The sequence below is a fragment of the Atopobiaceae bacterium genome, from assembly GCA_022483015.1.
GTDB lineage: Bacteria > Actinomycetota > Coriobacteriia > Coriobacteriales > Atopobiaceae > JALCUE01.
This window is the reverse complement of record JAKVOB010000001.1, coordinates 2054260-2079927: the sequence shown is the minus strand read 5'-3', so window position 1 is coordinate 2079927 and position 25668 is coordinate 2054260. Positions and strand designations below refer to the sequence as shown.

Sequence of the window (25668 nt, the reverse complement as noted above, 5' to 3'; positions counted from 1 at the left end):
GGGAACTCGGCCCACCAAACGGGTACGAAGAGCTCACGTCAACGATGGAAAGCAGGATGGTATGGCAAAGGGTGATTTCACACGCAGCTTCGCGGCGTGGATGCAGGGCCGTAACGGCGCGGACGACCTGGCAAGGGTGACCAGCACGCTGGCCGTCATCCTCGTCATCGTGGCGCTCTTCTCGGGATGGCTCTGGGCGACCTGGGTCGCGCTGGCGCTCATCGTCTACAGCGACTGGCGGATGCTCTCGAAGAACGTCGCCGCCCGTGCCCGCGAGAGCGAGCGCTTCATGGAGGCCCTCGGCCCCCTGCGTCCGTGGGTCGCGACCCCCAAGGCCGCCTTCACGGAGGCCCGTGCCTACAAGCACTTCAAGTGCCCCAACTGCCATCAGAAGGTGCGCGTGCCTCGTGGCAAGGGCAAGGTCCGCATCACCTGCTCCAAGTGCGGCACCTCCTTCGAGGGCAAGGCCTAGGGCGCCTGCGCGGAGGTATCGATGGCTCTTGCCGATGCTCCTTGGCGTCCACTCCCAAGGGTCTCCTGCCCGTCCCGCATCATATGCGAACGGTCGGGGTTCTTTCGTGAGTGGTATGACATGGAGGCGCCATTTGCTGGCACACACCTGAACCAGATTAGAAGATTTACAGGAACAATGATGTAAATGCATGTTAGGCAGTCTTGTTAAGTTGGCTTCCGCTTGGCTCGGAACAACATTTCGTGGAGCGCCTGGTACATCCAAGGTACCCTCTTTGTAGCCGGAGAGGAGGCCTTGCATGGATGCGAACAGCCGAGAGATCATAGCGTGCGTGCGGGGTAACTCTGGGATCACGCCCGAGGAGCTCTCGAGCCGTCTCGGCGTGTCCGAGCGTACGCTCCGCAATCGCGTCAAGCAGACCAACACGGCCCTCGACGGCTGCGCGTCGGTGACGCTTCATCGTGGCAAGGGGTATTCCTTCCTCGTCACGAACGAGGAGACGCTCGCCTCGCTCCTCTCGTCCGAGGAGCCCGTCTGTGAGCGTCGTCTCCCGACCACCCCGGCAGATCGTTCCCGTTTCATCCTTGACAACCTCCTCACGCGTCAGGAATGGGTGACCCTTGATGAACTCGCTGGGATGCTCTGCATCTCGCGGGCGACCGTCTCGAACGACCTCAAGGTCGTCGAGGCGCGATTCGAGGAGTATGGGCTCGTCATCGAACGGCGCCCGTGCTACGGCATCCGGGTCAAGGGCGGCGAGTTCGCCCGTAGGATCTGCCTCGCAAACTCCATTGCGACGGCAGACGGCTGCGCCGAGGGCCTGACCGCTCCGAGCATGTCGCCTGACGAGCAACGCAGGACCTTCTCTCGTATCGAGGCCTGCGTGCAGGGGGTCATGGCGGATGACAAGACTCTGCACGTCAACTCGCTCGTCTTCCGCAACCTCGTCGTGCACATCATGGTCGCCTACATGAGGTGTGACCAAGGCTTCTCGATCGCCCTCGACCAAGATGGGCTCAAGCGGCTCTCGGGCACGCCTGAGTATGCGGTGGCCGAGAAGATCGCGCAGTCCATCGAGCATGAGTTTGACATGAGGTTCCCCGTGGACGAGGTTGGCTACGTCGCCATCCACCTTGCCGGCAAGGAGACGCTCCAGACGTTTGCCGACGAGGACGACGAACGGGGCATCGTCATCTCCGATGAGGTCTGGGACCTCGTCTCATCCATGCTCGAGCTCGTCTGGAAGACCTTCCACTATGACTTCAGGGGAGACCTCGAGCTCCATATGAACCTGGCGCGGCATGTCGTGCCGCTGTCCTATCGGCTTCGCTACAACATGCGGGTCGAGAACCCACTCCTCCCAGACATCCGCTCACGCTTCCCCTTGGCCTACTCGATGGCCCAGGACTCAGGCTCCCTACTCGTGGAGCACTACGGGGCTCCCCTGTCGGCGGGGGAGACCGGCTACATCGCCCTCGCCTTCGCGTTGGCCCTCGAGCGTCAGAGGACGTCCCTTCCCAAGAAGAGCATCCTCATGGTCTGCGCCACGGGGATGGGCAGCGCCCGCCTCCTCGAGCATATCTACAGGCGCGAGTTTGGTGACTACATCGGCGACATCTTCATGTGCGACGTGAACCATGTGGACGATTACGACTTCTCGGGAATTGACTACGTCTTCACTACGGTACCGCTCGCGCATGAGCTGCCCGTTCCCGTTCGCGAGGTCAAGCTCTTCCTCGAGTCGAGCGATGTCGAGGACACCCGGAAGTTCTTTCGTGACCGCTCGGAGGCCTGTGACTTCTCGACACGCTTCGACCAGGCCCTCTTCTTCCCGCACCTGTCCTTCTCGACGAAGCATGATGTTCTCAACTACCTTTGCGAACAGGTGTCACACGAACGCCTGGTGCGAGAGGACTTCTCGGAGCTCGTCTGGAAGCGTGAGCTCAGCGTCCCTACCTCCTTCGGAAACGACATCGCCATGCCGCATCCGCTCGAGGCCACGAGTGAGAGGGCCTTCGTGTGCGTAGGGCTGCTCGACCGCCCCATCGATTGGGGCGGCAATGCCGTGAGCGCGGTCTTCCTCGTCTCCATCTCTGACGTCGACGAGGGTCAGCAGCCCTTCTTCGACCGTCTCGCAAACCTGTTGAGCAGCTCCGATTCCATCCAAGAGCTGACCTGTGCACAGGACTGGACAACCATGACGAAGCTCATCGGCCTCTATGGCGGAACGGGCGATTCAGATACGAACGGCGCGCCGACCTGTCGCAAGGGGGGTGATAGAAAATGACAACCATGACCAAGGAGGAGCAGGAGGCCCTCGAAGAGAGCCAGATGACCTCCTTCGGCATCATCGCTGCGGCTGGTGATGCACGCAGCAAGTCCTATGCAGCGCTTGCCGCTGCGAAGGAGGGGGACTTCGACAAGGCCGACGAGCTCCTCGGGGAGGCGGAGAAGTCAGATCTCCAGGCGCACGACGCACAGACGCAGCTGCTCGTGAAAGAAGCGAACGGGGACCATACGCCCGTCGACGTGATGCTCGTCCATGCCCAGGACCACCTGATGTGCGCGATGTTGGCACGTGAGCTCGTCACCGAGATGGTGGGGCTCTACAAGAGGCTTGCCGAGCCTCGAAGTTAGAATCGGCTAGCATCCACTGAAAGATCTAGTCTCAACCGAAGAGGATGAATCTGTCGGAAGGTGAATCAACTATGAAAGTATTACTTGTTTGCGCAGGTGGAATGTCCACCTCCGTCCTCATGAAGAAGATGGAGAAGTATGCCGATTCGAAGGGAATCGACCTCGAGGTCGCCGCTCTGGGCGTGGGCCAGCTCCGCGACGTCTCTGCCTATGACGTCGTGCTTCTAGGACCCCAGATCAGCTACCAGAAGGACGCCGTGCGCAAGAAGATCGGCGACAAGCCGATGGCCGTCATCGAGATGCAGGACTACGGACTGGGCAACTGTGAGCACATCTTTGCCCTCATCGACTCGACGCTGGCTGGCAGGTAACACCGGACCTCACGGAAGGGGAGTGGCACATGGCAAGGAAGGGACATGCCGGGAGGGCGGTCGTCCATGACCAGGGCTATGACGAGACCGCACGCAGGACGCAGCTGAGAAGTGCGAAGAACAGCCGCTATGCCTTGGTTCGCTATGGCGTGGCCGTCCTCTTCTTCCTCGACTTCTATTGGGTGCTGCTCCTGGGGTTCACGGGACACCTGGGCATTGCCGCTGTACTCCCGACCGTGGGGATGACCATCTGCGGCATCTGCATGTGGGAGCACTATGCGGTCCTGGTCTCGGCGCGAGAGGACCTGCCGCTGACGAGGGACCTCATGGTCGGCTCGTCGTTCCTCTCAGGCGTCACCCTCGTGGTGACCCTCTCTGCTGGGACGAGCCTGCTCTTCCCATTCTTCTCCTCCGTGGGCCCGGCATGCGCGGCGCTCGCCGTGGCCCTGGTCGTCAAGGCGGCAATCATCTTCAAGATCGGCCGAATCCACGATCACCTCGATAGGGGATTCGACCGCTACCAAGCTCTCCTCAACAACGACAGGATGGTGAGATAGGTACATGTTTGAATTCTTGCAGAAGTATCTCATGGGGCCGATGACCAAGATCTCCCAGTTCCGCATGGTCCGTGCCATCACGGCTGCGGGCATGGCGTCGATCTCCTTCACGATCGTGGGCTCCATGTTCCTGGTCATCAGTGTCATCCCTCAGGCGTTCCCTGTGCTCGCGGGTGTCTGGGCGGCTTCGTTCGACAACTTCAAGGACCTCTACCTCGTGGCCTACAACGCCTCGATGGGCATCATCTCGGTCTACTTCCTGGTGGCCACCACCTATGAGTACGCCAAGATCATCGCCGAGGAGGATGACGTCGACATCAACCCGCTGAACGCGGTCCTCATGGCCTGCTTCCTCCTCTTCATGCTCATCCCGGAGTTCGTGTGCGCCGACGGCAAGCTTTCGCTTGCCAATGCCACCACCGACTCGTCGATCACCTACTACGGGTTCACGATGGCAAGCACCGGCGTCTCGCGTCTGGCTGCCACGGGAATCTTCACAGCCATCATCGCCTCGTACCTCACCGTGCGGTGCTACGTGTTCTGCGTCACCAAGCATATCGTCGTCAGCATGCCTGACAGCGTTCCCGATGGCGTCGCCCGTTCGTTCACGGCTCTCATCCCCGCGGCGTTCCTCGCCCTAGGTGCCATGGTCGTCGAGGGTCTGCTTGCCCTCGCGGGCACGGACATCTACAAGCTCATCTCCATCCCCTTCGGCTTCGTCACCAACCTGACCAACTCCTGGGGCGGCATCCTGGTCATCTTCTTCCTCATCTCGGCCCTGTGGCTCGTGGGTATCCATGGCGCCACGATCGTGTCATCGCTCATCTCTCCGATTGCGCTCGCCAACCTTGCCACCAACGTCGCTGGCACCACGTCCATCCCGTTCGCAGGCGAGTTCTACAATGCCTTCGTGTTCATGGGCGGCTCTGGCTCCACCTTGGGCCTCTGTCTCATGATGTGCTTCCTGGCCAAGTCCGACCAGCTCAAGTATCTGGGACGCGCCGCCATCGTACCAGGCTTGTTCAACATCAACGAGCCGATCATCTTCGGTCTGCCCATCGTGTACAACCCCAACATGGCCATCCCGTTCATCCTTGCCCCCATGGCCTGCGCCTCCATTGCCTATTGGGCAATCGCCCTGGGCATCGTCCCTCCCATCATCGTCCAACAGCCGTGGCCTACCCCCATTGGCATCGGCGGCTTCCTTGCCGTGGGAGCCGACTGGCGCGGCGCTGCGCTGGCCCTCGTGAACTTCGTCGTGGCCAGTGCCATCTACTTCCCGTTCTTCAAGGCCTACGACAAGAAGCTCAAGGTCCAGGAGGACGAGAAGGAGGAGGGGATCGAGGCTGCCCCTGCCGCGGCATAGGCAACGATTCCTTCTCCACCCATGCTCCGCATCATAGGGTGCCCTTCCCGACCGGGGAGGGCACCCTCCGTTCTGGAGGGGTCGGGACCGGGTGGTTGCCCGATTGGGCGTTGCGTAGAATGACGGGGGATTGCTGACGAGGCACCACCCGTGGGCCTCACGTGTCATGATGGGCCCACACCCAAAACGCACCCGAGGAGGTCTCACCCGTGTATACCGTCTTCCTTGCCGGGGGGATCGCCTCAGGCAAGTCGACCGTCGCCCGCCTCATCGAGGGCCACGGTGCCATGAGGATCGACCTCGACCAGGTCTCGCGCGACGTCTGCCGACCTGGGGGAGACATCGAGGGAGACCTTGCCGAGGCCTTCGGCGACGACCTCGTCGACCCCGAGACGGGCGAGCTCGACCGTGCCCTTCTCGCCGCACGCGCCTTCGTGAGCGATGACTCGCGACGCCTCCTCGAGGGGATCGAGATGCCGGCCATCAAGGCCGAGCTGACCCGCCAGCTCACCGACGTGCCGTGCTGTGCCACCAGACCTGACGTCTGCGTGGTCGAGATACCCCTGCTCGACCGCGTCATCGACCTGATTCCCCTGGCTGACGAGGTCATGGCCGTGACCTGCCCGCTCCGCGCGAGGCGCGTCCGTGCGCAGGGGCGCGGCATGGACGCGGCCGACTTCGACCGGCGCGTGTCGGCCCAGCCGAGCGACGCCTACCTCTGCGAGCACGCCGATACCATCATCGACAACACGGGTACCGAGTCGGCGCTCGTCTTGGCGGTGGACGCATGGTGGCGGTCCCGCGCCAAGGGTGGCTGGAAGTCCGTCCCAGGGGGCATGTTGTCATGAGCAGGCATTCCAAGCCACGCTTCTGGCGTTGGTTCCGAACGGTCCCCCTCGTGGCCATGCTCGTGCTCGCCGTTGTCTCGGTGGGGCTCACCTACGGTCCCATCGGCCTCACGCGTCAGGTGCTCTGCCCGGTGAGCCATGCCGACCTCGTGGAGGAGTCCGCGACCAGGCACGGCATCGACCCGCTCTTCGCCTGCGCCATCATCAAGTGCGAGTCAGGCTGGGACGACGACGCCTCCTCGGCTGCCGGCGCCGTCGGCCTCATGCAGCTCATGCCCGAGACGGCCCAGGAGGTCGCCGACATGGGCCTGGTGGACGGGAACGCCTACGATCCGGCCGACCTCACCGACCCGGCCACGAACATCGAGTACGGGTGTGCGTACCTCGGATACCTGCAAGACAACCTCGACACCTCCGACGAGGTCGTCGCGGCGTACAACGCCGGCCTGGGCAACGTGTCGGTCTGGAGGTCCCAGGGGAGCGACTTCGCAGGCTCCATCACCTATGCCGAGACCCGTGCCTACCTCACGCGGGTGAACGATGCGTACGCATCCTACCGGCGCTGCTATCCGGACGGGCTTCTCGCGGCCTAGGTCGTCCCGGGGCGGACGGCACCGAACGTCTGTACGCCCCTGCCATGACACGCTACACTGGAGCCACGAGTCGGGCAGGGGAGGGGCCATGGACAGCACGGAAGACGAGGACATCGCGCGTGACCTCTCGCTGGCACATCCTGGTGCGAGCGGCACGTCTGCCGCGCCGGAGCGCTTCGGCGGCGAGCTCAAGCGCTTCGGGATGGAGCAGGGGGGCGTACCCCTCGAGGTGGTGGCTCCCTACGAGCCCTCCGGCGACCAGCCGCAGGCCATCGCCAAGCTGGCAAGGGGCGTAGACGACGGCCTGCGCTACCAGACCCTCATGGGGGTCACGGGCAGCGGCAAGACCTTCTCGATGGCGAAGACCATCGAGGCCGTGAACAAGCCCACGCTCATCATCGAGCCCAACAAGACGCTCGCCGCCCAGGTGGCCGGCGAGATGCGCGACCTGTTCCCCCACAACGCCGTGGTCTACTTCGTCTCGTACTACGACTACTACCAGCCCGAGGCCTACGTCCCGCAGTCGGACACCTACATCGAGAAGGACGCCTCCATCAACGAGGAGGTCGAGAAGCTCAGGCACCAGGCCACCTCGAGCCTGCTCTCGCGGCGCGACGTGGTGTGCGTGGCCTCCGTCTCGTGCATCTATGGCATCGGCAGCCCCCAGGACTACGCGGGGCTCGCCCCAAACGTCGACAAGGAGGTCCCGCTCGAGCGCGACGAGCTCATCCGCAACCTCATCGACATCCAGTACGACCGCAACGACTTCGACCTCTCGCGCGGGACCTTCCGCGTGCGCGGGGACGTCATCGACGTCTTCCCTCCCTATGCGGAGCATCCCCTGCGCGTCTCGTTCTTCGGCGACGAGGTCGAGCTCATCGCCGACGTCGACGAGGTCACGGGTGAGGTCCTGCGCGAGTACGACGCCATCCCCATCTGGCCTGCCTCGCACTACGTGACCGAGCGACCCAAGGTGAACCATGCCCTGGAGACCATCAACGACGAGCTCACTAGCCGCCTGGCACAGCTCAAGGGCGAGGGCAAGCTGCTCGAGGCCCAGCGTCTGAAGGAACGCACCGCCTACGACCTCGAGATGCTCGAGAACATGGGCTACTGCAACGGCATCGAGAACTACTCGCGCCACCTCGACGGCAGGAAGCCCGGCGAGCCCCCATACACCCTCATCGACTACTTCCCCAAGGACATGCTCTGCATCATCGACGAGAGCCACGTCACGATCCCGCAGATCCGTGGCATGCACGAGGGCGACCGCTCGCGCAAGGTCACGCTCGTGGAACACGGGTTCAGGCTTCCCTCGGCGCTCGACAACAGGCCCCTGCGCTTCGATGAGTTCGAGAGCCGCATCCCCCAGTTCCTCTATGTCTCGGCCACGCCCGGCGACTACGAGGAGTCCGTGAGCCAGCAGACGGTCGAGCAGCTCATCCGTCCCACGGGGCTCCTCGACCCAAGGATCGACGTGCGCCCCGTTCGCGGGCAGGTCGACGACCTCGTGGACGAGATCCGGGCCCGCGCTGCCCGGCACGAGCGCGTGCTCGTGACCACGCTCACCAAGCGGATGGCCGAGGACCTCACCGACCACCTGCTCGACGAGGGCATCAAGGTCAACTACATGCACTCCGACACCAAGACCCTCGACCGCGTGGACATCATCAGGGACCTGCGCCAGGGGAAGATCGACTGCCTGGTGGGCATCAACCTGCTGCGCGAGGGCCTCGACATCCCCGAGGTCTCGCTCGTGGCGATCCTCGATGCCGACAAGGAGGGGTTCCTGCGCAACCGGCGGAGCCTCATCCAGACGATGGGACGCGCCGCGCGTAACGTCTCGGGCGAGGTCATCATGTATGCGGATGACGTCACGGACTCCATGCGCGTCGCCATCGACGAGACCCGTCGTCGACGCGCGATCCAGGAGGCCTACAACACCGAGCACGGCATAGAGCCGCGCACGGTGCGCAAGGCGATCAACGACATCTCGGGGTTCATCTCGGAGGCGTCGGCCAACGTGGACAAGCGCGACCGCGTGAACGGCGAGTTCACGACCCCTGCGGCGGAGGCTGCGGCTTCGGTGGCCTCGGAGCTCAAAGACCTTCCCAAGGAGGAGATGGCGCGTCTCATCCAGACCCTCGAGGAGGACATGGCCGCCGCGAGCGCCGACATGGACTACGAGGAGGCAGCCGCCCTGCGCGACCAGCTCGTGAGCCTCAAGAGCGCGGCCGAGGGGACCTCGGAGGAGGAGGTCATGGCCCGCCTCAAGGCCGGGGCCCGCAAGGGGAGCGCCCACGCCACGCGCAGACGTTACCATCCGCATAAGAAGTGAGGGCTCGGTCCCCTTCCGCGCTGGCAGATGGTACGATGGCACGGTCATCTGAGTGCCATACCCCGAAGGGATGCAACGCATGACCCCGATAGATTCTTCCTTGTTCAAGCCCGAGCTCGTCTTCTTCGATGACGTTTCGCAGGACCGGGAGACGGTCTTCAGGAGGATCGAGCCACAGCTCAGGGATGGCGGCTATGTGGGCGAAGGCTGGCTCGAGGCCGTCATCGCCCGCGAGGTGAGCTATCCCACGGGGCTCGTGACCAAGGGGGCCCAGATCGCCATCCCGCATACGGACCCGTCCTTCGTGCTCAGGCCCTATGTGGCCATCGTGCGGCCGACCAATCCCATCGAGTTCGAGGCCATGGCAGGCATGGGAGGCGACGTGTCCGCCCGGCTCATCATCAACCTCGGCATCACGAGCGACGGCGCACAGGTCGAGATGCTCCAAGGCCTCATGAACCTCTTCATGGACGCGTCGGTCGTGGCTGGTATCATGGCACAGACGACAGGCGAGGGCATGGTCCGTGCCTTCACGGATTACCTCGTGGACGATGACGTGCGCCCCGCTCGCTGACAGGAGGATCAGATGGTTCCAAAGATAATCGTTGCCTGCGGATCGGGCGTGGCCACCTCGCAGACGGTCGCAAGCAAGGTCACCAGGCTCCTCAAGGACCGTGGGATCGAGGCGGACGTCGAGGCCGTTGACATCAAGTCGCTGCGCCACTACCTCAAGACGGCGGATGCCTACATCTCAGTGGTGAAGACCGACGACACCTTCAACATCCCCGTCCTCGACGGGGTGTGCTTCCTCACCGGCATGGGCCAGGACGAGGAGCTGGAGAAGCTGATCAAGGCGATCTCGTAGGTCACGGGGTGAGGCGGTGTCAGGTGTTCCCGGCTCACGTCCTCGCCGCTCAGGGCGCGGGATGATTCGGATACCGACATGCGTGCCGTCTCATGGTCTCTGAGGTGTCGCTGCCTGCAAAGGGCGAGGGCACGGCATGGACTAACCCCGCCTGCCACCTTTCGCGACTCGCGGGTTCAGGGACTCTTGTAGTATGGATGCCTAGCGCGTTCCTGCCCCGAGATGAGGTGCGATGGCCCGGTCATACAAGCAGAAGACGCAGTCCAAGGTGACCACCAAGGTCTCCTCGAACCATGCCGTCCCGACCGCGCAGGCCGAGGCCGAGGCCGATAACTACTCCACCGTTCGCAAGAGCATCCTGTTCCTGGCCGCCGTCGCCGTGGCCTATGTCTGCTACCTCGTATTCTCCGGTCAGATGGGGGAGTTCCTCTCCTCCATCGCAACCGTGGACAAGGCCTGGGTCGTGGCCGCCATGCTCGCCTACGTGGTCTACTACGCCGTGGGCGTCATGGCCTATGTCATGGCCATCATCTCGGACCCCCATTGTCCCTTGGGCATCCGTGACCTCATGAGCGTCGAGGCCTCGGGCATCTTCTTCTCGAACCTGACGCCCAACGGCACGGGGGGTGCCCCTGCCCAGATCTATCGGCTCACGCGCGCGGGCCTCTCGATGGGCAGCGCCGGTGCCGTCCAGTACACGCGCTTCATCATGTACGAGGCCGGCGAGGGCATCTTCGCGGCCCTCATGCTGATCTTCCGCCTTGACTACTTCCTCGAGAACTTCGGGGGCTTCGTCATCATCGGGGCGCTCCTGTTCGTGTTCAAGATCCTCGAGGTCGCAGCCCTTCTCGTGGTCTGCCTCTTCCCCAACTTCATCGTCAAGCTCGGCAACTGGGTCCTGCGCTTCCTCTCGAAGCGGGGCTGGCTCAAGGACTTCGACCATTGGAACGAGGTCGTGAACACGCAGGTGCTCGAGTTCTCCGACGGCTTCAAGGCTGCTGCGAGCAACGTCGGCAACATGGTTGCCACGTTGCTGCTCACCCTGTTCCAGCTCGGCTGCCTGTATGCGCTTCCCTGGTTCGTCCTGAATGCCTTCGGCAAGCCCGCCGACCTGCTCACCTGTCTGGCATCGGGGTCCATGCTCGAGCTGCTGACGTCGGCGATCCCGCTCCCAGGTGGCACCTTCGGTGCCGAGGGCGGGTTCGCGCTCCTGTTCGGTCCCTTGTTCGCGGGGGAGGGCGCGGCCGGCTTCGTGGTCTGGCGTATGGTCGAGTACTTCCTGCCCGTGCTGGCGGCCACCCCGCTCCTTGGTCTCAGGTCCGATGCCAACGAGAGCCTCAACTACCGCTGGCACCGACTGGCGAGCCGGTCGGGGAGCGCCGCGTCACGTCTGCGCAGGCACTCGGCGCGGCGGCAGAGCGCGAGCGTGGACCTCAAGCGGGCGCTCAAGGGGAGGGGCCGGCACCACTGAGGTGCCTACGCTGTCGCGGGGCCGTCCCTAGGACAGGCCTGAGGCCGCGTCCTTCGCTGCTGCGATGACCGCATCGGCAGCCGCGAGGCCGTCCACCGCGGCGCTCATGATGCCACCGGCGTATCCCGCACCCTCGCCTGCAGGGAAGAGGCCTCGGCAGCTCACGGACTGGCCGTCGGTCCCGCGGGGCACGCGCACCGGTGAGCTCGAGCGGGTCTCGACCCCGGTGAGCACGGCGTCAGGGGCGTCGAAGCCGCTGAGGTGGCGGGCCATGGCGGGGATGCCGGCCCTGAGGGTCTCGACGATCCGGTCGGGCAGGCACCCCTCGACCGATCCCCACGAGACGCCGCGCGGGTAGGTGGGGCATACGCGCCCCGCCGCGCTCGAGCGCTGTCCCTTGAGGAAGTCGCCGACGAGCTGCGCCGGTGCCACGAACGCGCCGCCTCCCTCGGCGAAGGCCGCCTGCTCGCAGCGGCGTTGCAGCCGGACGCCCGCCAGGGGGTCGTCCCCGTCGAGGTCCTGCGGGCGCACGTTGGCGAGGAGGCCCGCGTTGGCGTTCAGGCCGTCGCGCGCGGCATAGCTCATGCCGTTGGTCACGACGCCGCCCGGCTCGGACGCGGCCGCCACCACGAAGCCGCCGGGGCACATGCAGAACGAGTAGGCGCTCCTGCCCTCGCCGAGGTGCGCCACGAGCTTGTAGGGGGCAGCTCCCAAGGCGGGGTTGCCGGCCGCGTCGCCGTACTGGGCACGGTCTATGTCTGCCTGGAGGTGCTCGATGCGCACGCCCATGGCGAAGGTCTTGCGTTCGAGCGCGACGCCGGAGTCACGGAGGAGCTCGAACATGTCACGTGCGGAGTGGCCGCAGGCGAGGACCACCTGTGAGGTGGGGACGCGCTCCTCCACCACGAGGCCTCCCTCCTCGCGCCGCTCCAGGCGGACTCCGCGCACGGTCCCGTCCGCCAGGTCGAGCCCGGTGAGCCGGCAGCGGCAGCGGACCTCGCCGCCCAGCTCGGTGATCCGTCGCACGAGGTTGGTGACCACGCCGGGGAGGACGTCTGAGCCGATGTGGGGCTTTGCGTCCCAGGCTATCTCGCGCTGGGCCCCTGCCTCCACGAACGTCTCGAGGACGAGGCGGTTGCGCGGGCCCTTGGTGCCCGTGGAGAGCTTGCCGTCCGAGAAGGTCCCGGCGCCGCCGAGGCCGAACTGGATGTTGCTCTCGGGGTCGAGCGTCCCCGTGGCGTTGAAGCCATGCACGGTCGAGCCCCTTCGCTCGGCGTCATCGCCGCGCTCGACAAGCAACGGCTCGAGGCCCGCCGATGCGAGCGCCAGGGCGCAGAAGAGGCCGGCACACCCCGCGCCCACCACCACGGGGCGCCCCTCGAGGGACCACGTGGAGCGCAGGGGGAGGTGGGGCGTCTCGTCCGTGACCTGCCTCACGCCTCCGGCGTTATGGTGCGCCTCGAGGCGTGCGAGGAGGTCGCGCTCGGCGTTGGCCCCGCCCCTCAAGGTCATGCGGACGGTGTAGGTGAGGTGGACGTTGGCCTTCTTGCGGGCGTCGACGGAGCGGCGTCGCAGCTCGATGGAGGTGATGGCGTCGGGGGCCTCGTGGACCTTGTTGAGCACGGCCCGCATCACCAGACGGTGCTCCTTGTCGGCGGAGCCGTCGAGCTTGTAGGCGGGGATGCGGATGCCAGAGACCTCGATCATAGGGATGGACCTTCCGTGGGTGCGGGTGTGTGGGATGGGGAGAGGGCGGTGGCCGCCGCGGAACGCCCGGCGACCATGCCGCTCGTCCAGGCCCAGGCAAGGTTGAACCCGCCGCAGTCGGCATCCACGTCGAGGGCCTCGCCGCAGGCGAACAGCGTCGGCTCCTCATGGGACGCGAGCGTCGATGCCGAGAAGCACCTCGTGGCAAGACCGCCTCGCGTGACCTGGGCGTGCTCGGCGTCGGCCGGGCCGTCCACGAGGAGCGTGAGGTGCTTGGCGGCATGGGCGAGCTCCGCCGGGTCGTGCGTATGGCGTGCGAGCTCGGAGGCGACCATCGGGTCGAGGGCACCGTCGAGCGAGCCATGGGCGCGGACGTGTGCCGCGAGCGACGTGTCATCGAGCTCGGGCACGAGGTCGAGCTCGATGACGTCGCCGGCCGACGCCCTTCTCGAGAGGTCGAAGGTGACGATGCCCGAGATGCCATAGGTGCGCAGGAGGACCTCGCCGGACTCGTGGTAGATGGGCGTGCCGGCGCGCAGGAGCCGTGCCTCGCCGCGGACGCGCCTGCCGTCGAGCCGTGCCAGGTCGACCATGGGCGTGGTGCAGGAGAGCGAGCACAGCACGGGCGAGCGGGGTACCACGGACCCTTCGAGGCCCTGGGGCACGGAGGTGCCCCCGGTGGCGACGATGACGGTCGCGGCATGCAGGACATGCGACGTGCCTGGCGAGAAGGACCCCTCGTATCCGACGCACATGCCTCCTGCGTCGTGGCTCACGCGCCCGACCGGTCGGGCGCAGGCCATCACGACGCCTGCGGCCTCGGCACGGGCGAGGAGGACGTCACGCACCGACGTCGCGCAGAGGCTCCGGGGGTAGTAGCGGCCGTCCTCGACGGTCCAGATGAGGCCGGAGTCGGCGAACAGGCCCAGGACGTCATGGAGCGGGTCGGCCCCCATGACGGCACCCACGAAGGCGGGGTCGTTGTAGCGGGCGGGGTCGAGGTCCGCGTTACAGAAGTTGCAGCGGCCGTTGCCGGTGGCGAGGATGGTCCGCCCTGCCTCGGGTGCCGCCTCGAGCACGACCGTCGTGGCGCCGGCCTCGGCCGAGGCGATGGCCGCCACGATCCCCGCGGCACCGCCGCCTACCACGCAGACGTCGCAGGCGTCGGGGACCGCCGTCCCGGCAGCCTTGCGCATCGCCTCCTGGTGGGCCTTCGCCCTCGTCTGAGCGTGCACCCTCGGCATGCTACCTGCTGCTCTCGCTGGGGCAGCCGCCCACGGTGGTGCCGGCGTCGGCGTCGACCTCCTCGTTGGGGTGCGCCACCTCATGCTCGGGGAGGTCGAGGATGGTGGCCACGGCGTCGGGGAGAAGGTCGGCGGGCAGGTCGGCCTCGATGGTACCGGCGTCGCACATCTGCGCGAAGGCGGGGTCGATGGGCATGCGGCCCAGGACGTCGAGGCCGTAGCCCTCGGCCGTCTCGGCCAGGTGGGACTCGCCGAAGACCTCGATCCTCGCGCCGCAGTCGGGGCAGGTGACGTAGCTCATGTTCTCGACGAGGCCCAGCACGGGGACGCCCATCTTCTCGGCCATGTTCACGGCCTTGCCCACGATCATGCTCACGAGGTCCTGGGGGCTCGTGACGATGACGATGCCGTCCACCGGCAGGCTCTGGAACACCGTGAGCGCCACGTCGCCCGTTCCGGGGGGCATGTCGCAGAGCAGGTAGTCGATGGTGCCCCAGTCGGTCTGGCTCCAGAACTGCTTGATGGCCCCGGCGAGGATGGGCCCGCGCCAGATCACCGGGTCGTCCTCGTGCTCGAGCAGGAGGTTGGCGCTCATGACCTTGATGCCGCCCTCGGTGGCCTCGGGCAGGAACAGGTTCCCGAGCGCCGTGGCATGTGCCCCTCCCATCCCGAACATGCGGGGGATCGAGGGGCCGGTGATGTCGGCGTCGAGGACGCCGACGCGCTTGCCGGCCCGTGCCAGCTCGACGGCGAGCGTGCCCGCGACGAGCGACTTGCCCACGCCACCCTTGCCCGAGACGACGCCGATCACATGGTGCACGCTCGAGAGCGCGTTCGCGTCAAAGGTCGGGACACCCTGCTCGTCCCTCTCGGCTCCTTGGTCCTGTGCTGCCATCTCTCGCCCTTCTTCCAAGCCGGTCCCAAGAGGCCGGCAACCTGTTCGTCGAGAGTCATTCTACCCGTGGGGCATGCCTGCGCGGCACGCCATCGGAAGAGCGCTGCCAAGGTTGTACAGCCAGGGCTGTACAGGTACGTCACGTCGGGCGACATCCGCCCGTTCGCTCGGTGGATATGCCTCGTCGCCGTGTCGGCGACCTCGGATTCGCGTTATCATCTGAGAGGTTTGTCCGATGCGGCGCGGGAGTCCTCTCCTGCGGTCGCTTGTGGGAAAGATGAGAGGAGAGGCATGCAGTATTCGACTGAAGTGGAGAACATGTGCCCGGTTGCCAAGGGCGCATACCACGGTCCTGCCCCAATCCCTGAGGAGGGCAAGTGGGTCCAGGCCAAGGAGATCAAGGACATCTCCGGTCTGACGCATGGCATCGGCTGGTGCGCACCCCAGCAGGGCGCCTGCAAGCTCACGCTGAACGTCAAGGAGGGTGTCATCGAGGAGTGCCTGATCGAGACGATCGGCTGCTCCGGCATGACCCACTCCGCCGCCATGGCGGCTGAGATCCTCCCCAAGAAGACCATCCTCGAGGCGCTCAACACCGACCTCGTCTGCGATGCCATCAACGTCGCCATGCGTCAGCTGTTCCTGCAGATCGTCTACGGCCGCACGCAGACCGCCTTCTCCGAGGGCGGCCTTCCCATCGGCGCCGGCCTCGACGACCTCGGCAAGGGCCTGCGCTCGCAGGTCGGCACCATGTACGGCACCGCGGCCAAGGGCGCCCGTTACCTCGAGCTCGCCCAGGGCTACGTCACGCGCATCGCGCTGAACGACAAGGACGAGATCATCGCCTTCGAGTTCCTGAACCTCGGCAAGTTCACCGACGCCCTCAAGAAGGGTGACGCCCCCGCCGACGCCATCCAGGGTGCCATGGGCCACTATGGCCAGTGGGACAACGCCGCCAAGTACATCGACCCGCGTACCGACAAGGAGACCCACTCCGTCGCCAGCACGTTCCCGGTCACCGAGTAGAGAGGGAGGGACATACAAATGGCAGTTACTTTCGAAGGCTACGAGCGCCGTATCGACACGATCAACAAGGCTCTCGCCGAGAACGGCATCTCCTCTCTCGAGGAGTGCGAGAAGATCTGCAAGGACAAGGGCATCGACCCCCGCGCCCTCGTGCTGGGCGTCCAGTCCATCGCGTTCGAGAACGCCGTCTGGGCCTACACCTGCGGCTGCGCCCTGGCCATCAAGCGCGGCGTCAAGACCGCCCCTGAGGCGGCCAAGTGCATCGGCGAGGGCCTGCAGGCCTTCTGCGTGCCGGGCTCCGTCGCCGACGACCGCAAGGTCGGCCTCGGCCACGGCAACCTCGGTGCCATGCTCCTGGGCAACGACACCAAGTGCTTCTGCTTCCTCGCGGGCCACGAGTCCTTCGCGGCCGCCGAGGGCGCCATCGGCATCGCGATGAACGCCAACAAGGCCCGCAAGACCCCGCTCCGCGTCTGCCTCAATGGCCTGGGCAAGGATGCGGCGCAGATCATCAGCCGCATCAACGGCTTCACCTATGTGAAGACGCAGTTCGACTACTACACGAGCGAGCTCAAGGTCGTGGAGACCATCTCGTACTCCGATGGCCCGCGTGCGGCCATCAACTGCTACGGTGCCGACGACGTCCGCGAGGGCGTTGCCATCATGTGGCATGAGGACGTCGACATCTCCATCACCGGCAACTCCACCAACCCCACCCGCTTCCAGCATCCCGTCGCGGGCACGTACAAGAAGGAGCGCGTCGTCGAGAAGGGCCTCAAGTACTTCTCCGTGGCCTCCGGCGGCGGCACCGGCCGTACGCTGCACCCCGACAACATGGGTGCCGGCCCTGCCTCCTACGGCATGACCGACACGATGGGCCGTATGCACTCCGACGCCCAGTTCGCCGGCTCTTCCTCCGTGCCTGCGCACGTGGACATGATGGGTCTCATCGGCATGGGCAACAACCCCATGGTCGGTGCCACCGTGGCCTGCGCCGTCGCGGTCGAGGAGGCCATGAACAAGTAGCGTCCGCTACCCGTCCATGCTTCGCGTGAACCAAGGGGCCCCGATTCGTCGGGGCCCCTTGTCATACCGCTCGCCGCACCATGGCCTGAGACGCGCGGCGGAGCGGGTAGCATCGGGGACGGCAGAACCCGGCCGTCTGTGGCTGGGGCCATGACCGACCCATAAGGAGAACCGATGCTCGCAACGAAGTACGACTACCTCTCGGACCGCTTCCGCGCGGCCTATGCGTTCCTGGGGCGTGACGACCTCGCGACCCTCGACCCCGGTCGCTACGACATCGACGGCGAGAGGGTCTTCGCCAAGGTGATGGACGTCACGACGGTGCCTGCCGAGTCCAAGGACTACGAGGCCCACAGGCGCTACTTCGACGTCCAGTACGTGGTGTCGGGCACGGAGGCCTTCCTTGTCACGCCCGTCTGCGGCCTTGCCGAGACCAAGCCCTATGACGAGGAAGGCGACTTCGCGCTCTATGCGGGGCCGGACGTGGCCACGACCGTCATCCTTGCCCCTGGCGACCTCGTGGCCGTGAGCCCGGAGGAGGCACACAAGCCCGCCTGCTGCGTGGCCGGCCCCGTGGCCGAGCGCAAGGTCGTCGTCAAGGTGGCAGTGGACTAGGGACCCTAGACCTGCGTGGCGCCGTCAACGGGGAGCACCGCACCCGTGACGTAGCTCGCCATGTCGCTCGCCAGGAAGAGGAAGGCGTTCGCCACGTCCTGCGGTGTGCCGATGCGTCCCAGCGGCACCGAGGCCGCGAGCTTGTCCTGCCACTCCTGGGGCAGCGCCGTCACCATGTCGGTGGCGGTGACGCCGGGGGCCACGGCGTTGACCCTGATGTGCTTGGGGCCGAGCTCGCGGGCGAGCGAGCGCGTGATGCCGTTCACGGCGAACTTGGACGCGGGGTAGCCAACGCCAGAGGCCTGGCCGTAGGTGCCGACCATCGAGCTGGTGTTGAGGATGACGCCGCCGCCCTCCTCGACCATGACCCGTGCGGCTGCCTGGCTGCAGACGAGGACGGACTCGACGTTGATCCCGAGGACCTTGTCGAAGTCGTCCTGCGTGTAGTCGAGCAGCGGCGTCGACTGCGAGATGCCGGCGTTGTTGACCTGGATGTCGAGCGAGCCGAAGGCCGCCTTGACCTGGTCGAGGGCGTCCGTGACCGCAGCTGCGGACCTGAGGTCCGGGGCAAGCCCCATGACCTCTGCGTCCGGGAGCTCCGCGCGGACGTTCGCCAGCGCCGCCTCGACGGTCTCCTGACGGCTGCCGAACAGGGCGACCTTCGCGCCCTCTCGCAGGTATGTGGTCACGATCGAGTAGCCGATGCCGCGCGTTCCTCCGGTGACGACGGCGACCTTTCCTTCGAGTAGCATGTGCGGTTCCTCTCTGTCGGGACGTATATGTTACTACGGGAAGTACAATAACAGCATTCCCCAACGGGCGGCTCCGTAAACCTCGCCCCTCTCGCACGCGGATACCATGGAGCGCGCCATGTCGCGACGTCGGTCCTGCCCCAGTGGCTAAACTAAAGGCTTGGCCTCTTCGGAGGAGGCCCCTGACGCACCAGTCACGGAGAGACGAAGGACAGCGAGGTAGCTAGGCACATGGCACAGGACGCAATCGTCATCCGCGGCGCACGCGAGCACAACCTCGCAGACATCGACGTCACCATCCCGCGTGACAAGCTCGTGGTGATCACGGGGCTCTCGGGCTCGGGCAAGTCGAGCCTCGCCTTCGACACGATCTATGCCGAGGGCCAGCGTCGCTACGTGGAGTCCCTCTCGAGCTATGCCCGGCAGTTCCTGGGCCAGATGGACAAGCCTGACCTCGACTCCATCGACGGCCTCTCGCCGGCCGTGTCGATCGACCAGAAGACGACCTCCAAGAACCCGCGCTCCACGGTGGGCACGGTGACCGAGATCTATGACTACCTGCGCCTGCTCTATGCGCGCGTCGGCATCCCGCACTGTCCCGAGTGCGGCCGCGTCATCGAGCGCCAGACCACCGACCAGGTGGCCGACAAGGTCCTGGCCGCCGGCACGGGAAGGCGCGCCTACGTGCTCGCGCCCGTGGTGCTCGGTCGCAAGGGCGAGTACACGAAGCTCCTCGAGGACCTGCGGCGCGAGGGCTTCTCGCGCGTGCGCATCGATGGCGAGGTGCGCGACCTCGACGAGGACGTCACGCTCGACAAGAAGCTCAAGCACACCCTCGAGGTCGTGGTCGACCGCATCGTCATCCGCGAGACCTCGCTGGGCCGCATCGCCGAGGCCGTCGAGACGGCCACCCGGCTCGCGGGGGGCAAGGTGGGAGTCTGGCTCCTGCCCGACAAGGACGACCCCGAGGGGATGCCGGGCGAGCTGCTGCAGTACTCACTGGCGCTGGCATGCCCCGTGCACGGCCACTCGATCGACGACCTCCAGCCCCGCGACTTCTCGTTCAACGCACCCTACGGCGCCTGCCCCGACTGCGACGGGCTGGGCGTCCGTCGCGTCGTGGACGCCGAGTCGCTCATCGAGGACCCGACCAAGTCCGTGGCCGAGGGGGTCTTCGGCTCGTTCTTCGGCAAGTCCAACTACTATCCCCAGATCTTCTCGGCCGTCTGCAAGCACCTGCGGGTCTCGGACGAGACCCCCTGGAACAAGCTGCCCAAGAAGGTCCGGGTGGCCCTCCTCGACGGCATGGGTGCCACCAAGGTCCGCGTGGACTACCGCACCGTGGACGGTCGAGACACCCACTGGTTCACCAAGTACTCGGGCGTGCGCTCCATCCTCTTCGAGAAGTACACCGAGACCACCAACGACCAGATGCGTGCCCGTCTCGAGCGCTACATCCGCGAGGAGCCCTGCGACACCTGCCACGGGGCCCGTCTCAAGCCCGAGATGCTGGCCGTCACGGTGGGCGACAGGAACATCGACGAGGTGTGCCGCATGAGCTGCCGCGAGAGCCTCGACTTCTTCGAGAACCTCGAGCTCTCGGAGCGCCAGCTCGTCATAGGTGGTCCCATCGTGAAGGAGATCCGCGCCCGGCTCGCCTTCATGGTCGACGTGGGCCTCGACTACCTCACGCTGGCGCGCGCCTCGAGGAGCCTCTCGGGCGGCGAGGCCCAGCGCATCCGCCTGGCCACCCAGATCGGCGCCGGCCTCATGGGCGTGCTCTACGTCCTCGACGAGCCGTCCATCGGCCTGCACCAGCGCGACAACGACCGTCTCATCAAGACCCTCGAGCGCCTCCGCGACATGGGCAACACGGTCATCGTGGTCGAGCACGACGAGGACACCATCCGGGCGGCCGACTACGTGATCGACATGGGCCCGGGCGCCGGCGAGCGCGGCGGCAAGGTCGTGGCCGCGGGTACCCCTGCGCAGATCATGGCCTCGCCTGAGTCGCTCACCGGTGCCTACCTCAGGGGCGACCGTCTCATACGCCTCCCCGACAAGCGCAGGAAGCCCCGTCGCGGCAAGCTCAGGATCACGGGCGCCACCTGCAACAACCTCAAGGGCGTCACGGCCGAGGTCGAGATAGGCACGCTCACCGTGGTGACGGGCGTGTCGGGCAGCGGCAAGAGCTCGCTCGTGACCGACACCCTGGCACCCGCCCTCACCAACCTCGTGCAGAGGAGCACCCGTCCGGTCGGCCCCTACAAGAAGCTCACCGGCGTGGAGCTCATCGACAAGGTCATCGACGTCGACCAGAGCCCCATCGGGCGCACCCCGCGCTCCAACCCGGCCACCTACATCGGCCTCTGGGACGACCTCCGGGCGCTGTTCGCCTCCACCCCCGAGAGCCGCGCTCGTGGCTACTCGCCGGGGCGCTTCTCGTTCAACGTCTCGGGAGGGCGCTGCGAGGCCTGCAAGGGCGACGGCCAGATCAAGATCGAGATGAACTTCCTGCCCGACGTCTACGTGCCCTGCGAGGTCTGCCACGGTGCCCGCTACAACCGCGAGACCCTGGAGGTCACCTACCACGGCAAGAACATCGCGCAGGTGCTCGACATGTCGGTCACCGAGGCCCTCGCCTTCTTCCAGAACATCCCGCAGATCAAGGCCAAGCTCCAGACCCTCTACGACGTGGGCCTGGGCTACATCAGGCTGGGCCAGCCCGCCACCACGCTCTCGGGCGGCGAGGCCCAGCGCGTGAAGCTCGCCAAGGAGCTGCACCGTCGGCAGACCGGCAAGACCTTCTACATCCTCGACGAGCCCACCACCGGGCTCCACTTCGAGGACGTGCGCCAGCTCCTCGACGTGCTCGAGCGCCTGGTCGACGCGGGCAACACCGTGCTCGTGATCGAGCACAACCTCGACGTCATCAAGGTCGCCGACCGTCTCATCGACCTCGGGCCCGAGGGGGGAGACGCCGGTGGCACCGTGGTCTGTGCTGGCACGCCGGAGCAGGTCGCGGCATGTCCCCAGAGCTACACGGGCCGCTTCCTCGCGCCCGTGCTGGAGCACACGCGCGCCGCCCAGGACGCCCTCGACGCCAAGGCGGGCGAGTGAGCATGTCCCGCAGGCAGAGGGCACCCAAGACCAATGCCATGCGCGAGCTCGAGCGCGGTGGCGTTCCCTATGTGCTCCATACCTACGAGGCGGCCGAGACCCCGGGCCACGGCCTGGGCGTCGAGATCGCGCGGAGCCTCGGGCAGGACCCGGACCGAGACTTCAAGACGCTCGTCTGCGTGAGCCCCGCGGGCGACCATGTGGTCTGTTGCATCCCCGTGGACCTCGAGCTCGACCTCAAGCGGGCCGCGGCAGCGGCAGGGGAGAAGTCCCTCTCGATGATGCACGTGGCCGACCTCGAGCCGGTCTGCGGCTATCAGCGGGGGGCCTGCTCGCCCGTGGGGATGCGCAAGGCCTTCCCCACGCTCATCGACGAGACGGCCCAGCTCTTCGACACGATCTGCGTCTCGGGTGGCGCGCGGGGCATCCAGCTCGAGGTCGCTCCTGCCGCGCTCGTGGCGTTCACCCACGCGAAGCTCGCCGACCTGACCCAGGGGGTCTGACATGATCCACCAACCGAAGCATCAGAAGGGGCAGCGGCCGACCGACGTGGCCCCCGCCTGCCAGGACCCCGTGCCCGAGGACCCCGACACCTCCTTGGCAAGCCCGGAGGGAGACGAGGTCCAGGCCGACCGACCTTCCGAAGGCGCCGCTGGAGACGAGGTCGGGCGTTCGGCGGCGATGATGGGCGCCCTCGTCATCGTGAGCCGCCTCACGGGGTTCCTGAGGACCTGGGGCCAGGCCTTCGCGCTGGGGACGACCCTCCTCTCGAGCTGCTACACCGTGGCCTCGAACCTGCCCAACCAGCTCTACGAGCTCGTGATGGGTGGCCTCCTGGCGACGTCCTTCCTCCCGGTCTACCTCTCGTGCAAGGAGCGCTCGGGGAGGAAGTCGGCCAACGCGTACGCATCCAACCTCCTCTCCATCGTCCTGCTGCTCATGGGCGCCCTCTCGGTGCTGGGCATCGTCTTCGCCGTGCAGTTCATCTGGACCCAGTCGTTCACCGCGTCGTCCACCTTCGACGCCGACCGTGCCGTCTACTTCTTCCGCTTCTTCGCGATAGAGATCGTGCTCTATGGCCTCTCGGCGGTCGTCTCGGGCATCCTCAACGCCGAGCGCGACTACTTCTGGAGCAACGCGGCGCCCATCATCAACAACGTCGTGTGCACCGCGTCGTTCTTCGCCTATGCGGCGCTCTCGTCCTCCAACCCGGGCCTGGCCATGCTCATCCTCGCCATCGGCAACCCGGCAGGCGTCGCCATGCAGGTGGTGGTCCAGCTCCCTGCGATGCGCCGCCACGGGGTCCACCTCACGCTCCACATCGACTGGCACGACCACCTCCTCAAGGAGACCCTGATCATCGGCGCCCCGACCCTCATAGCCACTGTCGTCTCGTTCGCTACCTGCTCCGTCCAGTCGACGGCGGCGCTGGCGGTGACCGACCAGGGGGCATCGATCGCCTACTATGCCCGGCTCTGGTACACGCTGCCCTATGCCATCATCGCCGTCCCCATCACGACGGCCATGTTCACCGAGCTCTCGACCATGGTGAGCAAGCACGACCACCGGGGATTCGTCTCGGGGATCTCGTCGGGCATCTCCCAGATCCTCTTCTTCCTCATCCCGTTCTCGATCTTCCTGGCGGTCTTCTCGGACAGCCTCATCTCGCTGCTCGCGTTCGGCAAGTTCGACACGGCAGAGATCGGGACCACGGCCTCCTACCTGGGTGCCCTCGCGCTCTCCCTGCCGCTCTATGGCGTGTGCACCTACCTGCAGAAGGTCTGCTCGTCGCTGCGTCGCATGGGCATCTATGCCGCGGCGAGCGTCGTGGCCGGCGTCATCCAGATCGTGGTCTGCCTCGCGGCCGCCCCGGTGTTCGGCCTCAACATCGTCGCCTACTCGTCTGCCGCCTTCTTCCTGGCGGTCGACGCGGTGACGCTCGTGAGCCTGAGGAAGGAGCTCGGCCACATCGGCATGAGGGGCATCATCGGCACGGGTCTCAAGGCCCTCGGCCTCGGCATCGTCGGTGGCATCGTCGGGATGCTCGTCTCGGCCCTCATCGCAGGGTTCCTGCCTGATGACGTCCCGAACCTCGTGGCGGCCCTCTCCTCGATCATCGGGGGTGGCATACCTGCCGTCCTCGTGACGTTCGGCCTCGCCACCGCGCTGCACATGCCCGAGGCCCGTTCCATCCGCACGATGGTCGCCAGGGTCCTGCATCGCTGAGGCCTGGGATTCGAGCGTGTTAACGGCACCTCGATGTGGGCGTCCCCCTGCCATGGATGCGCTACCATGCGTGGCACCGCATCTTAAGCGGACGGTCAGGCACCGCGTCCCAGGGGGAGCACTCGGGAGGACGTGGCGTCAGGGGCAAGGAGGAGCACATGGCATCAGCAAAGTCGATCTCTCGTAGGAAGTTCGTCGAGCTCGTCGGGGCCACAGGCGTCGTCGGCGCCGCAGCCCTCACCACTGCAGGCTGCGGCAGCTCGTCCAGCTCGTCGAGCTCGGAGTCGGGAAGCACCGCGAAGTTCAAGGTCGGCGGCATCGGCCCCGTCACGGGTGCTGCCGCCATCTACGGTGGCGCCTGCAAGAACGGTGCGCAGGTGGCCATCGACGAGATCAACGCCGCCGCGGGGTCCGTGCAGTTCGACTACAACTTCCAGGATGACGAGCACGACCCCGAGAAGTCCGTCAACGCCTACAACAACCTCAAGGACTGGGGCATGCAGGTGCTCGTGGGCACCACCACGACGGCGCCCTGCGTGGCCGTCTCGGCCGAGACCAACTCCGACAACATGTTCGAGCTCACGCCCTCGGCCAGCTCGACCGACGTCATCGGCGGCCAGCCTGACGACAACGGCAACGTCTCGACGCCGCGCAAGAGCAACGTCTTCCAGATGTGCTTCACCGACCCCAACCAAGGCACGGCATCGGCTGACTACATCTCCAAGCAGTCGCTGGGCACCAAGATCGCCGTCATCTACAACAACTCCGACACCTATTCCACGGGCATCTACAAGAAGTTCGCCTCGGAGGCGGCCACGGTGGGCCTCAGCATCGTCTCGACCACCACGTTCACCGACGACACGGCGACCGACTTCTCCGTGCAGATCAACGATGCCAAGAACAACGGCGCGGACCTGATCTTCTTCCCGATCTACTACACGCCCGCATCGCTCATCCTGAAGCAGGCCTCCACGCTCGGCTACGCACCCAAGTTCTTCGGCACCGACGGCCTCGACGGACTCCTCACGCTCGAGGGATTCGACACGACGCTCGCCGAGGGCGTCATGCTCCTCACGCCGTTCACGGCTGATGCCACCGACGACAAGACCCAGACGTTCGTGTCCACCTACAAGAAGAACTACGACGACACGCCCAACCAGTTCGCGGCCGATGCCTACGACTGCGTCTACGTCATCAAGCAGGCCATCGAGAAGTCGTCGGCCACGGCCGACCTGTCGATCTCGGACCTCTGCGACAAGCTGGTCGAGGCCATCACCTCCTCCGACTTCACCTATGACGGGCTCACCGGCACGGGCATGACCTGGTCGGACACCGGCGAGGTCTCGAAGGCCCCGAAGGGCATGGTCATCAAGAACGGTGCCTACGCGGCCATGTAGGGCCGAGCACCTGCAATAATTATGGTCTCACGCCTGGCGGGGGTCGCAACCGACCTCCGCCAGCCCTGTTTCGGGATGGACAACATATGCCATATGTCGCAATGGCGCAGGTCCCTCTCGGCTATGGTGGGACGGGTCGCAC

Annotated in this window: 23 protein-coding genes; 19 read left to right on the top strand and 4 right to left on the bottom strand. The window is 66.0% G+C overall.

The annotated features are described in order from the left end of the window. Positions 1-61 precede the first annotated feature (61 nt). From LKE50_08990 to LKE50_08935, 12 genes are all read left to right on the top strand, one after another. Positions 62-472: a transcription elongation factor 1 family protein gene (locus LKE50_08990; protein MCH3968723.1), complete on the top strand. Its 411-nt coding sequence runs from the start codon at positions 62-64 to the stop codon at positions 470-472. Positions 473-770: 298 nt separating this feature from the next. Beyond that, positions 771-2759: a BglG family transcription antiterminator gene (locus tag LKE50_08985; protein ID MCH3968722.1), complete on the top strand. Its 1989-nt coding sequence runs from the start codon at positions 771-773 to the stop codon at positions 2757-2759. Between the two features lie 5 nt (positions 2760-2764). Continuing rightward, positions 2765-3109: a PTS lactose/cellobiose transporter subunit IIA gene (locus LKE50_08980; GenBank protein MCH3968721.1), complete on the top strand. Its 345-nt coding sequence runs from the start codon at positions 2765-2767 to the stop codon at positions 3107-3109. 71 nt (positions 3110-3180) lie between these two features. Continuing rightward, positions 3181-3480 (top strand): PTS sugar transporter subunit IIB, encoded by a 300-nt coding sequence (locus tag LKE50_08975; GenBank protein MCH3968720.1) that lies wholly within the window; start codon positions 3181-3183, stop codon positions 3478-3480. A gap of 29 nt (positions 3481-3509) precedes the next feature. Beyond that, positions 3510-4037, top strand: coding sequence for a hypothetical protein (locus tag LKE50_08970; GenBank protein ID MCH3968719.1), 528 nt, complete (start codon positions 3510-3512; stop codon positions 4035-4037). A gap of 40 nt (positions 4038-4077) precedes the next feature. Continuing rightward, positions 4078-5403: a PTS cellobiose transporter subunit IIC gene (gene celB, locus LKE50_08965; GenBank protein MCH3968718.1), complete on the top strand. Its 1326-nt coding sequence runs from the start codon at positions 4078-4080 to the stop codon at positions 5401-5403. 209 nt (positions 5404-5612) lie between these two features. Continuing rightward, positions 5613-6251 (top strand): dephospho-CoA kinase, encoded by a 639-nt coding sequence (gene coaE, locus LKE50_08960; GenBank protein ID MCH3968717.1) that lies wholly within the window; start codon positions 5613-5615, stop codon positions 6249-6251. Further along, complete coding sequence (locus LKE50_08955) at positions 6248-6844, top strand: lytic transglycosylase domain-containing protein (protein ID MCH3968716.1); 597 nt, start codon at positions 6248-6250, stop codon at positions 6842-6844. The genes coaE and LKE50_08955 overlap by 4 nt, the downstream gene beginning before the upstream one ends. 202 nt (positions 6845-7046) lie before the next feature. After that, entirely contained in the window at positions 7047-9182 is a 2136-nt protein-coding gene (gene uvrB, locus LKE50_08950; protein MCH3968715.1) for an excinuclease ABC subunit UvrB, read from the top strand. A gap of 79 nt (positions 9183-9261) precedes the next feature. Then, positions 9262-9756, top strand: coding sequence for a PTS sugar transporter subunit IIA (locus LKE50_08945; GenBank protein MCH3968714.1), 495 nt, complete (start codon positions 9262-9264; stop codon positions 9754-9756). 12 nt (positions 9757-9768) lie between these two features. Then, a complete protein-coding gene (locus tag LKE50_08940; GenBank protein ID MCH3968713.1) occupies positions 9769-10047 on the top strand; it encodes a PTS sugar transporter subunit IIB in 279 nt (92 codons plus the stop codon). A gap of 232 nt (positions 10048-10279) precedes the next feature. Beyond that, the gene (locus tag LKE50_08935) at positions 10280-11518 is read left to right on the top strand and encodes a flippase-like domain-containing protein (protein MCH3968712.1); all 1239 of its coding nucleotides are present in this window, start codon (positions 10280-10282) and stop codon (positions 11516-11518) included. A gap of 27 nt (positions 11519-11545) precedes the next feature. Here LKE50_08935 and LKE50_08930 read toward each other — a convergent pair whose 3' ends face one another. From LKE50_08930 to LKE50_08920, 3 genes are read right to left on the bottom strand one after another with little or no spacing between them, the layout of a single operon-like run. Further along, positions 11546-13225, bottom strand: a complete 1680-nt coding sequence (locus LKE50_08930; protein ID MCH3968711.1) for an FAD-binding protein — start codon at positions 13223-13225, stop codon at positions 11546-11548. Continuing rightward, positions 13222-14469, bottom strand: a complete 1248-nt coding sequence (locus tag LKE50_08925) for an NAD(P)/FAD-dependent oxidoreductase (GenBank protein ID MCH3968710.1) — start codon at positions 14467-14469, stop codon at positions 13222-13224. Before LKE50_08925 ends, LKE50_08930 begins: the two co-directional genes overlap by 4 nt. Before the next feature lies 1 nt (position 14470). Beyond that, a complete protein-coding gene (locus LKE50_08920; GenBank protein ID MCH3968709.1) occupies positions 14471-15364 on the bottom strand; it encodes an Mrp/NBP35 family ATP-binding protein in 894 nt (297 codons plus the stop codon). Between the two features lie 291 nt (positions 15365-15655). Between LKE50_08920 and LKE50_08915 the strand changes: the two genes are divergently transcribed. From LKE50_08915 to LKE50_08905, 3 genes are all read left to right on the top strand, one after another. Next, the gene (locus LKE50_08915) at positions 15656-16390 is read left to right on the top strand and encodes a hypothetical protein (GenBank protein ID MCH3968708.1); all 735 of its coding nucleotides are present in this window, start codon (positions 15656-15658) and stop codon (positions 16388-16390) included. A gap of 18 nt (positions 16391-16408) precedes the next feature. Then, positions 16409-17416 carry a GGGtGRT protein gene (locus tag LKE50_08910; protein ID MCH3968707.1) on the top strand — a complete coding sequence of 336 codons (1008 nt, stop codon included), beginning with the start codon at positions 16409-16411 and terminating at the stop codon, positions 17414-17416. 174 nt (positions 17417-17590) lie between these two features. Beyond that, entirely contained in the window at positions 17591-18031 is a 441-nt protein-coding gene (locus tag LKE50_08905; protein MCH3968706.1) for a YhcH/YjgK/YiaL family protein, read from the top strand. Between the two features lie 5 nt (positions 18032-18036). Here the strand turns inward: LKE50_08905 and LKE50_08900 are convergent, their stop codons facing one another. Then, the gene (locus tag LKE50_08900) at positions 18037-18783 is read right to left on the bottom strand and encodes a 3-oxoacyl-ACP reductase FabG (protein ID MCH3968705.1); all 747 of its coding nucleotides are present in this window, start codon (positions 18781-18783) and stop codon (positions 18037-18039) included. A gap of 231 nt (positions 18784-19014) precedes the next feature. On the opposite strand from LKE50_08900, the gene uvrA reads away from it, so the two are divergent. From uvrA to LKE50_08880, 4 genes are all read left to right on the top strand, one after another. Next, positions 19015-21903, top strand: a complete 2889-nt coding sequence (gene uvrA / locus LKE50_08895; protein ID MCH3968704.1) for an excinuclease ABC subunit UvrA — start codon at positions 19015-19017, stop codon at positions 21901-21903. Positions 21904-21905: 2 nt separating this feature from the next. Further along, positions 21906-22406, top strand: a complete 501-nt coding sequence (gene ybaK / locus LKE50_08890) for a Cys-tRNA(Pro) deacylase (protein MCH3968703.1) — start codon at positions 21906-21908, stop codon at positions 22404-22406. 1 nt (position 22407) lies between these two features. Then, positions 22408-24129, top strand: a complete 1722-nt coding sequence (locus tag LKE50_08885; protein MCH3968702.1) for a murein biosynthesis integral membrane protein MurJ — start codon at positions 22408-22410, stop codon at positions 24127-24129. Positions 24130-24287: 158 nt separating this feature from the next. Next, positions 24288-25526 (top strand): ABC transporter substrate-binding protein, encoded by a 1239-nt coding sequence (locus tag LKE50_08880; protein MCH3968701.1) that lies wholly within the window; start codon positions 24288-24290, stop codon positions 25524-25526. The last annotated feature ends 142 nt before the right edge of the window (positions 25527-25668 follow it).

Bases quoted from the DNA above. Each gene is read 5' to 3' on its own strand.
- LKE50_08990 (MCH3968723.1), top strand. From the start codon at position 62: ATGGCAAAGGGTGATTTCACACGCAGCTTCGCGGCGTGGATGCAGGGC.
- LKE50_08985 (MCH3968722.1), top strand. From the start codon at position 771: ATGGATGCGAACAGCCGAGAGATCATAGCGTGCGTGCGGGGTAACTCT.
- LKE50_08980 (MCH3968721.1), top strand. From the start codon at position 2,765: ATGACCAAGGAGGAGCAGGAGGCCCTCGAAGAGAGCCAGATGACCTCC.
- LKE50_08975 (MCH3968720.1), top strand. From the start codon at position 3,181: ATGAAAGTATTACTTGTTTGCGCAGGTGGAATGTCCACCTCCGTCCTC.
- LKE50_08970 (MCH3968719.1), top strand. From the start codon at position 3,510: ATGGCAAGGAAGGGACATGCCGGGAGGGCGGTCGTCCATGACCAGGGC.
- celB (MCH3968718.1), top strand. From the start codon at position 4,078: ATGACCAAGATCTCCCAGTTCCGCATGGTCCGTGCCATCACGGCTGCG.
- LKE50_08955 (MCH3968716.1), top strand. From the start codon at position 6,248: ATGAGCAGGCATTCCAAGCCACGCTTCTGGCGTTGGTTCCGAACGGTC.
- uvrB (MCH3968715.1), top strand. From the start codon at position 7,047: ATGGAGCAGGGGGGCGTACCCCTCGAGGTGGTGGCTCCCTACGAGCCC.
- LKE50_08945 (MCH3968714.1), top strand. From the start codon at position 9,262: ATGACCCCGATAGATTCTTCCTTGTTCAAGCCCGAGCTCGTCTTCTTC.
- LKE50_08940 (MCH3968713.1), top strand. From the start codon at position 9,769: ATGGTTCCAAAGATAATCGTTGCCTGCGGATCGGGCGTGGCCACCTCG.
- LKE50_08935 (MCH3968712.1), top strand. From the start codon at position 10,280: ATGGCCCGGTCATACAAGCAGAAGACGCAGTCCAAGGTGACCACCAAG.
- LKE50_08930 (MCH3968711.1), bottom strand. From the start codon at position 13,225: ATGATCGAGGTCTCTGGCATCCGCATCCCCGCCTACAAGCTCGACGGC.
- LKE50_08925 (MCH3968710.1), bottom strand. From the start codon at position 14,469: ATGCCGAGGGTGCACGCTCAGACGAGGGCGAAGGCCCACCAGGAGGCG.
- LKE50_08920 (MCH3968709.1), bottom strand. From the start codon at position 15,364: ATGGCAGCACAGGACCAAGGAGCCGAGAGGGACGAGCAGGGTGTCCCG.
- LKE50_08915 (MCH3968708.1), top strand. From the start codon at position 15,656: ATGCAGTATTCGACTGAAGTGGAGAACATGTGCCCGGTTGCCAAGGGC.
- LKE50_08910 (MCH3968707.1), top strand. From the start codon at position 16,409: ATGGCAGTTACTTTCGAAGGCTACGAGCGCCGTATCGACACGATCAAC.
- LKE50_08905 (MCH3968706.1), top strand. From the start codon at position 17,591: ATGCTCGCAACGAAGTACGACTACCTCTCGGACCGCTTCCGCGCGGCC.
- LKE50_08900 (MCH3968705.1), bottom strand. From the start codon at position 18,783: ATGCTACTCGAAGGAAAGGTCGCCGTCGTCACCGGAGGAACGCGCGGC.
- uvrA (MCH3968704.1), top strand. From the start codon at position 19,015: ATGGCACAGGACGCAATCGTCATCCGCGGCGCACGCGAGCACAACCTC.
- ybaK (MCH3968703.1), top strand. From the start codon at position 21,906: ATGTCCCGCAGGCAGAGGGCACCCAAGACCAATGCCATGCGCGAGCTC.
- LKE50_08885 (MCH3968702.1), top strand. From the start codon at position 22,408: ATGATCCACCAACCGAAGCATCAGAAGGGGCAGCGGCCGACCGACGTG.
- LKE50_08880 (MCH3968701.1), top strand. From the start codon at position 24,288: ATGGCATCAGCAAAGTCGATCTCTCGTAGGAAGTTCGTCGAGCTCGTC.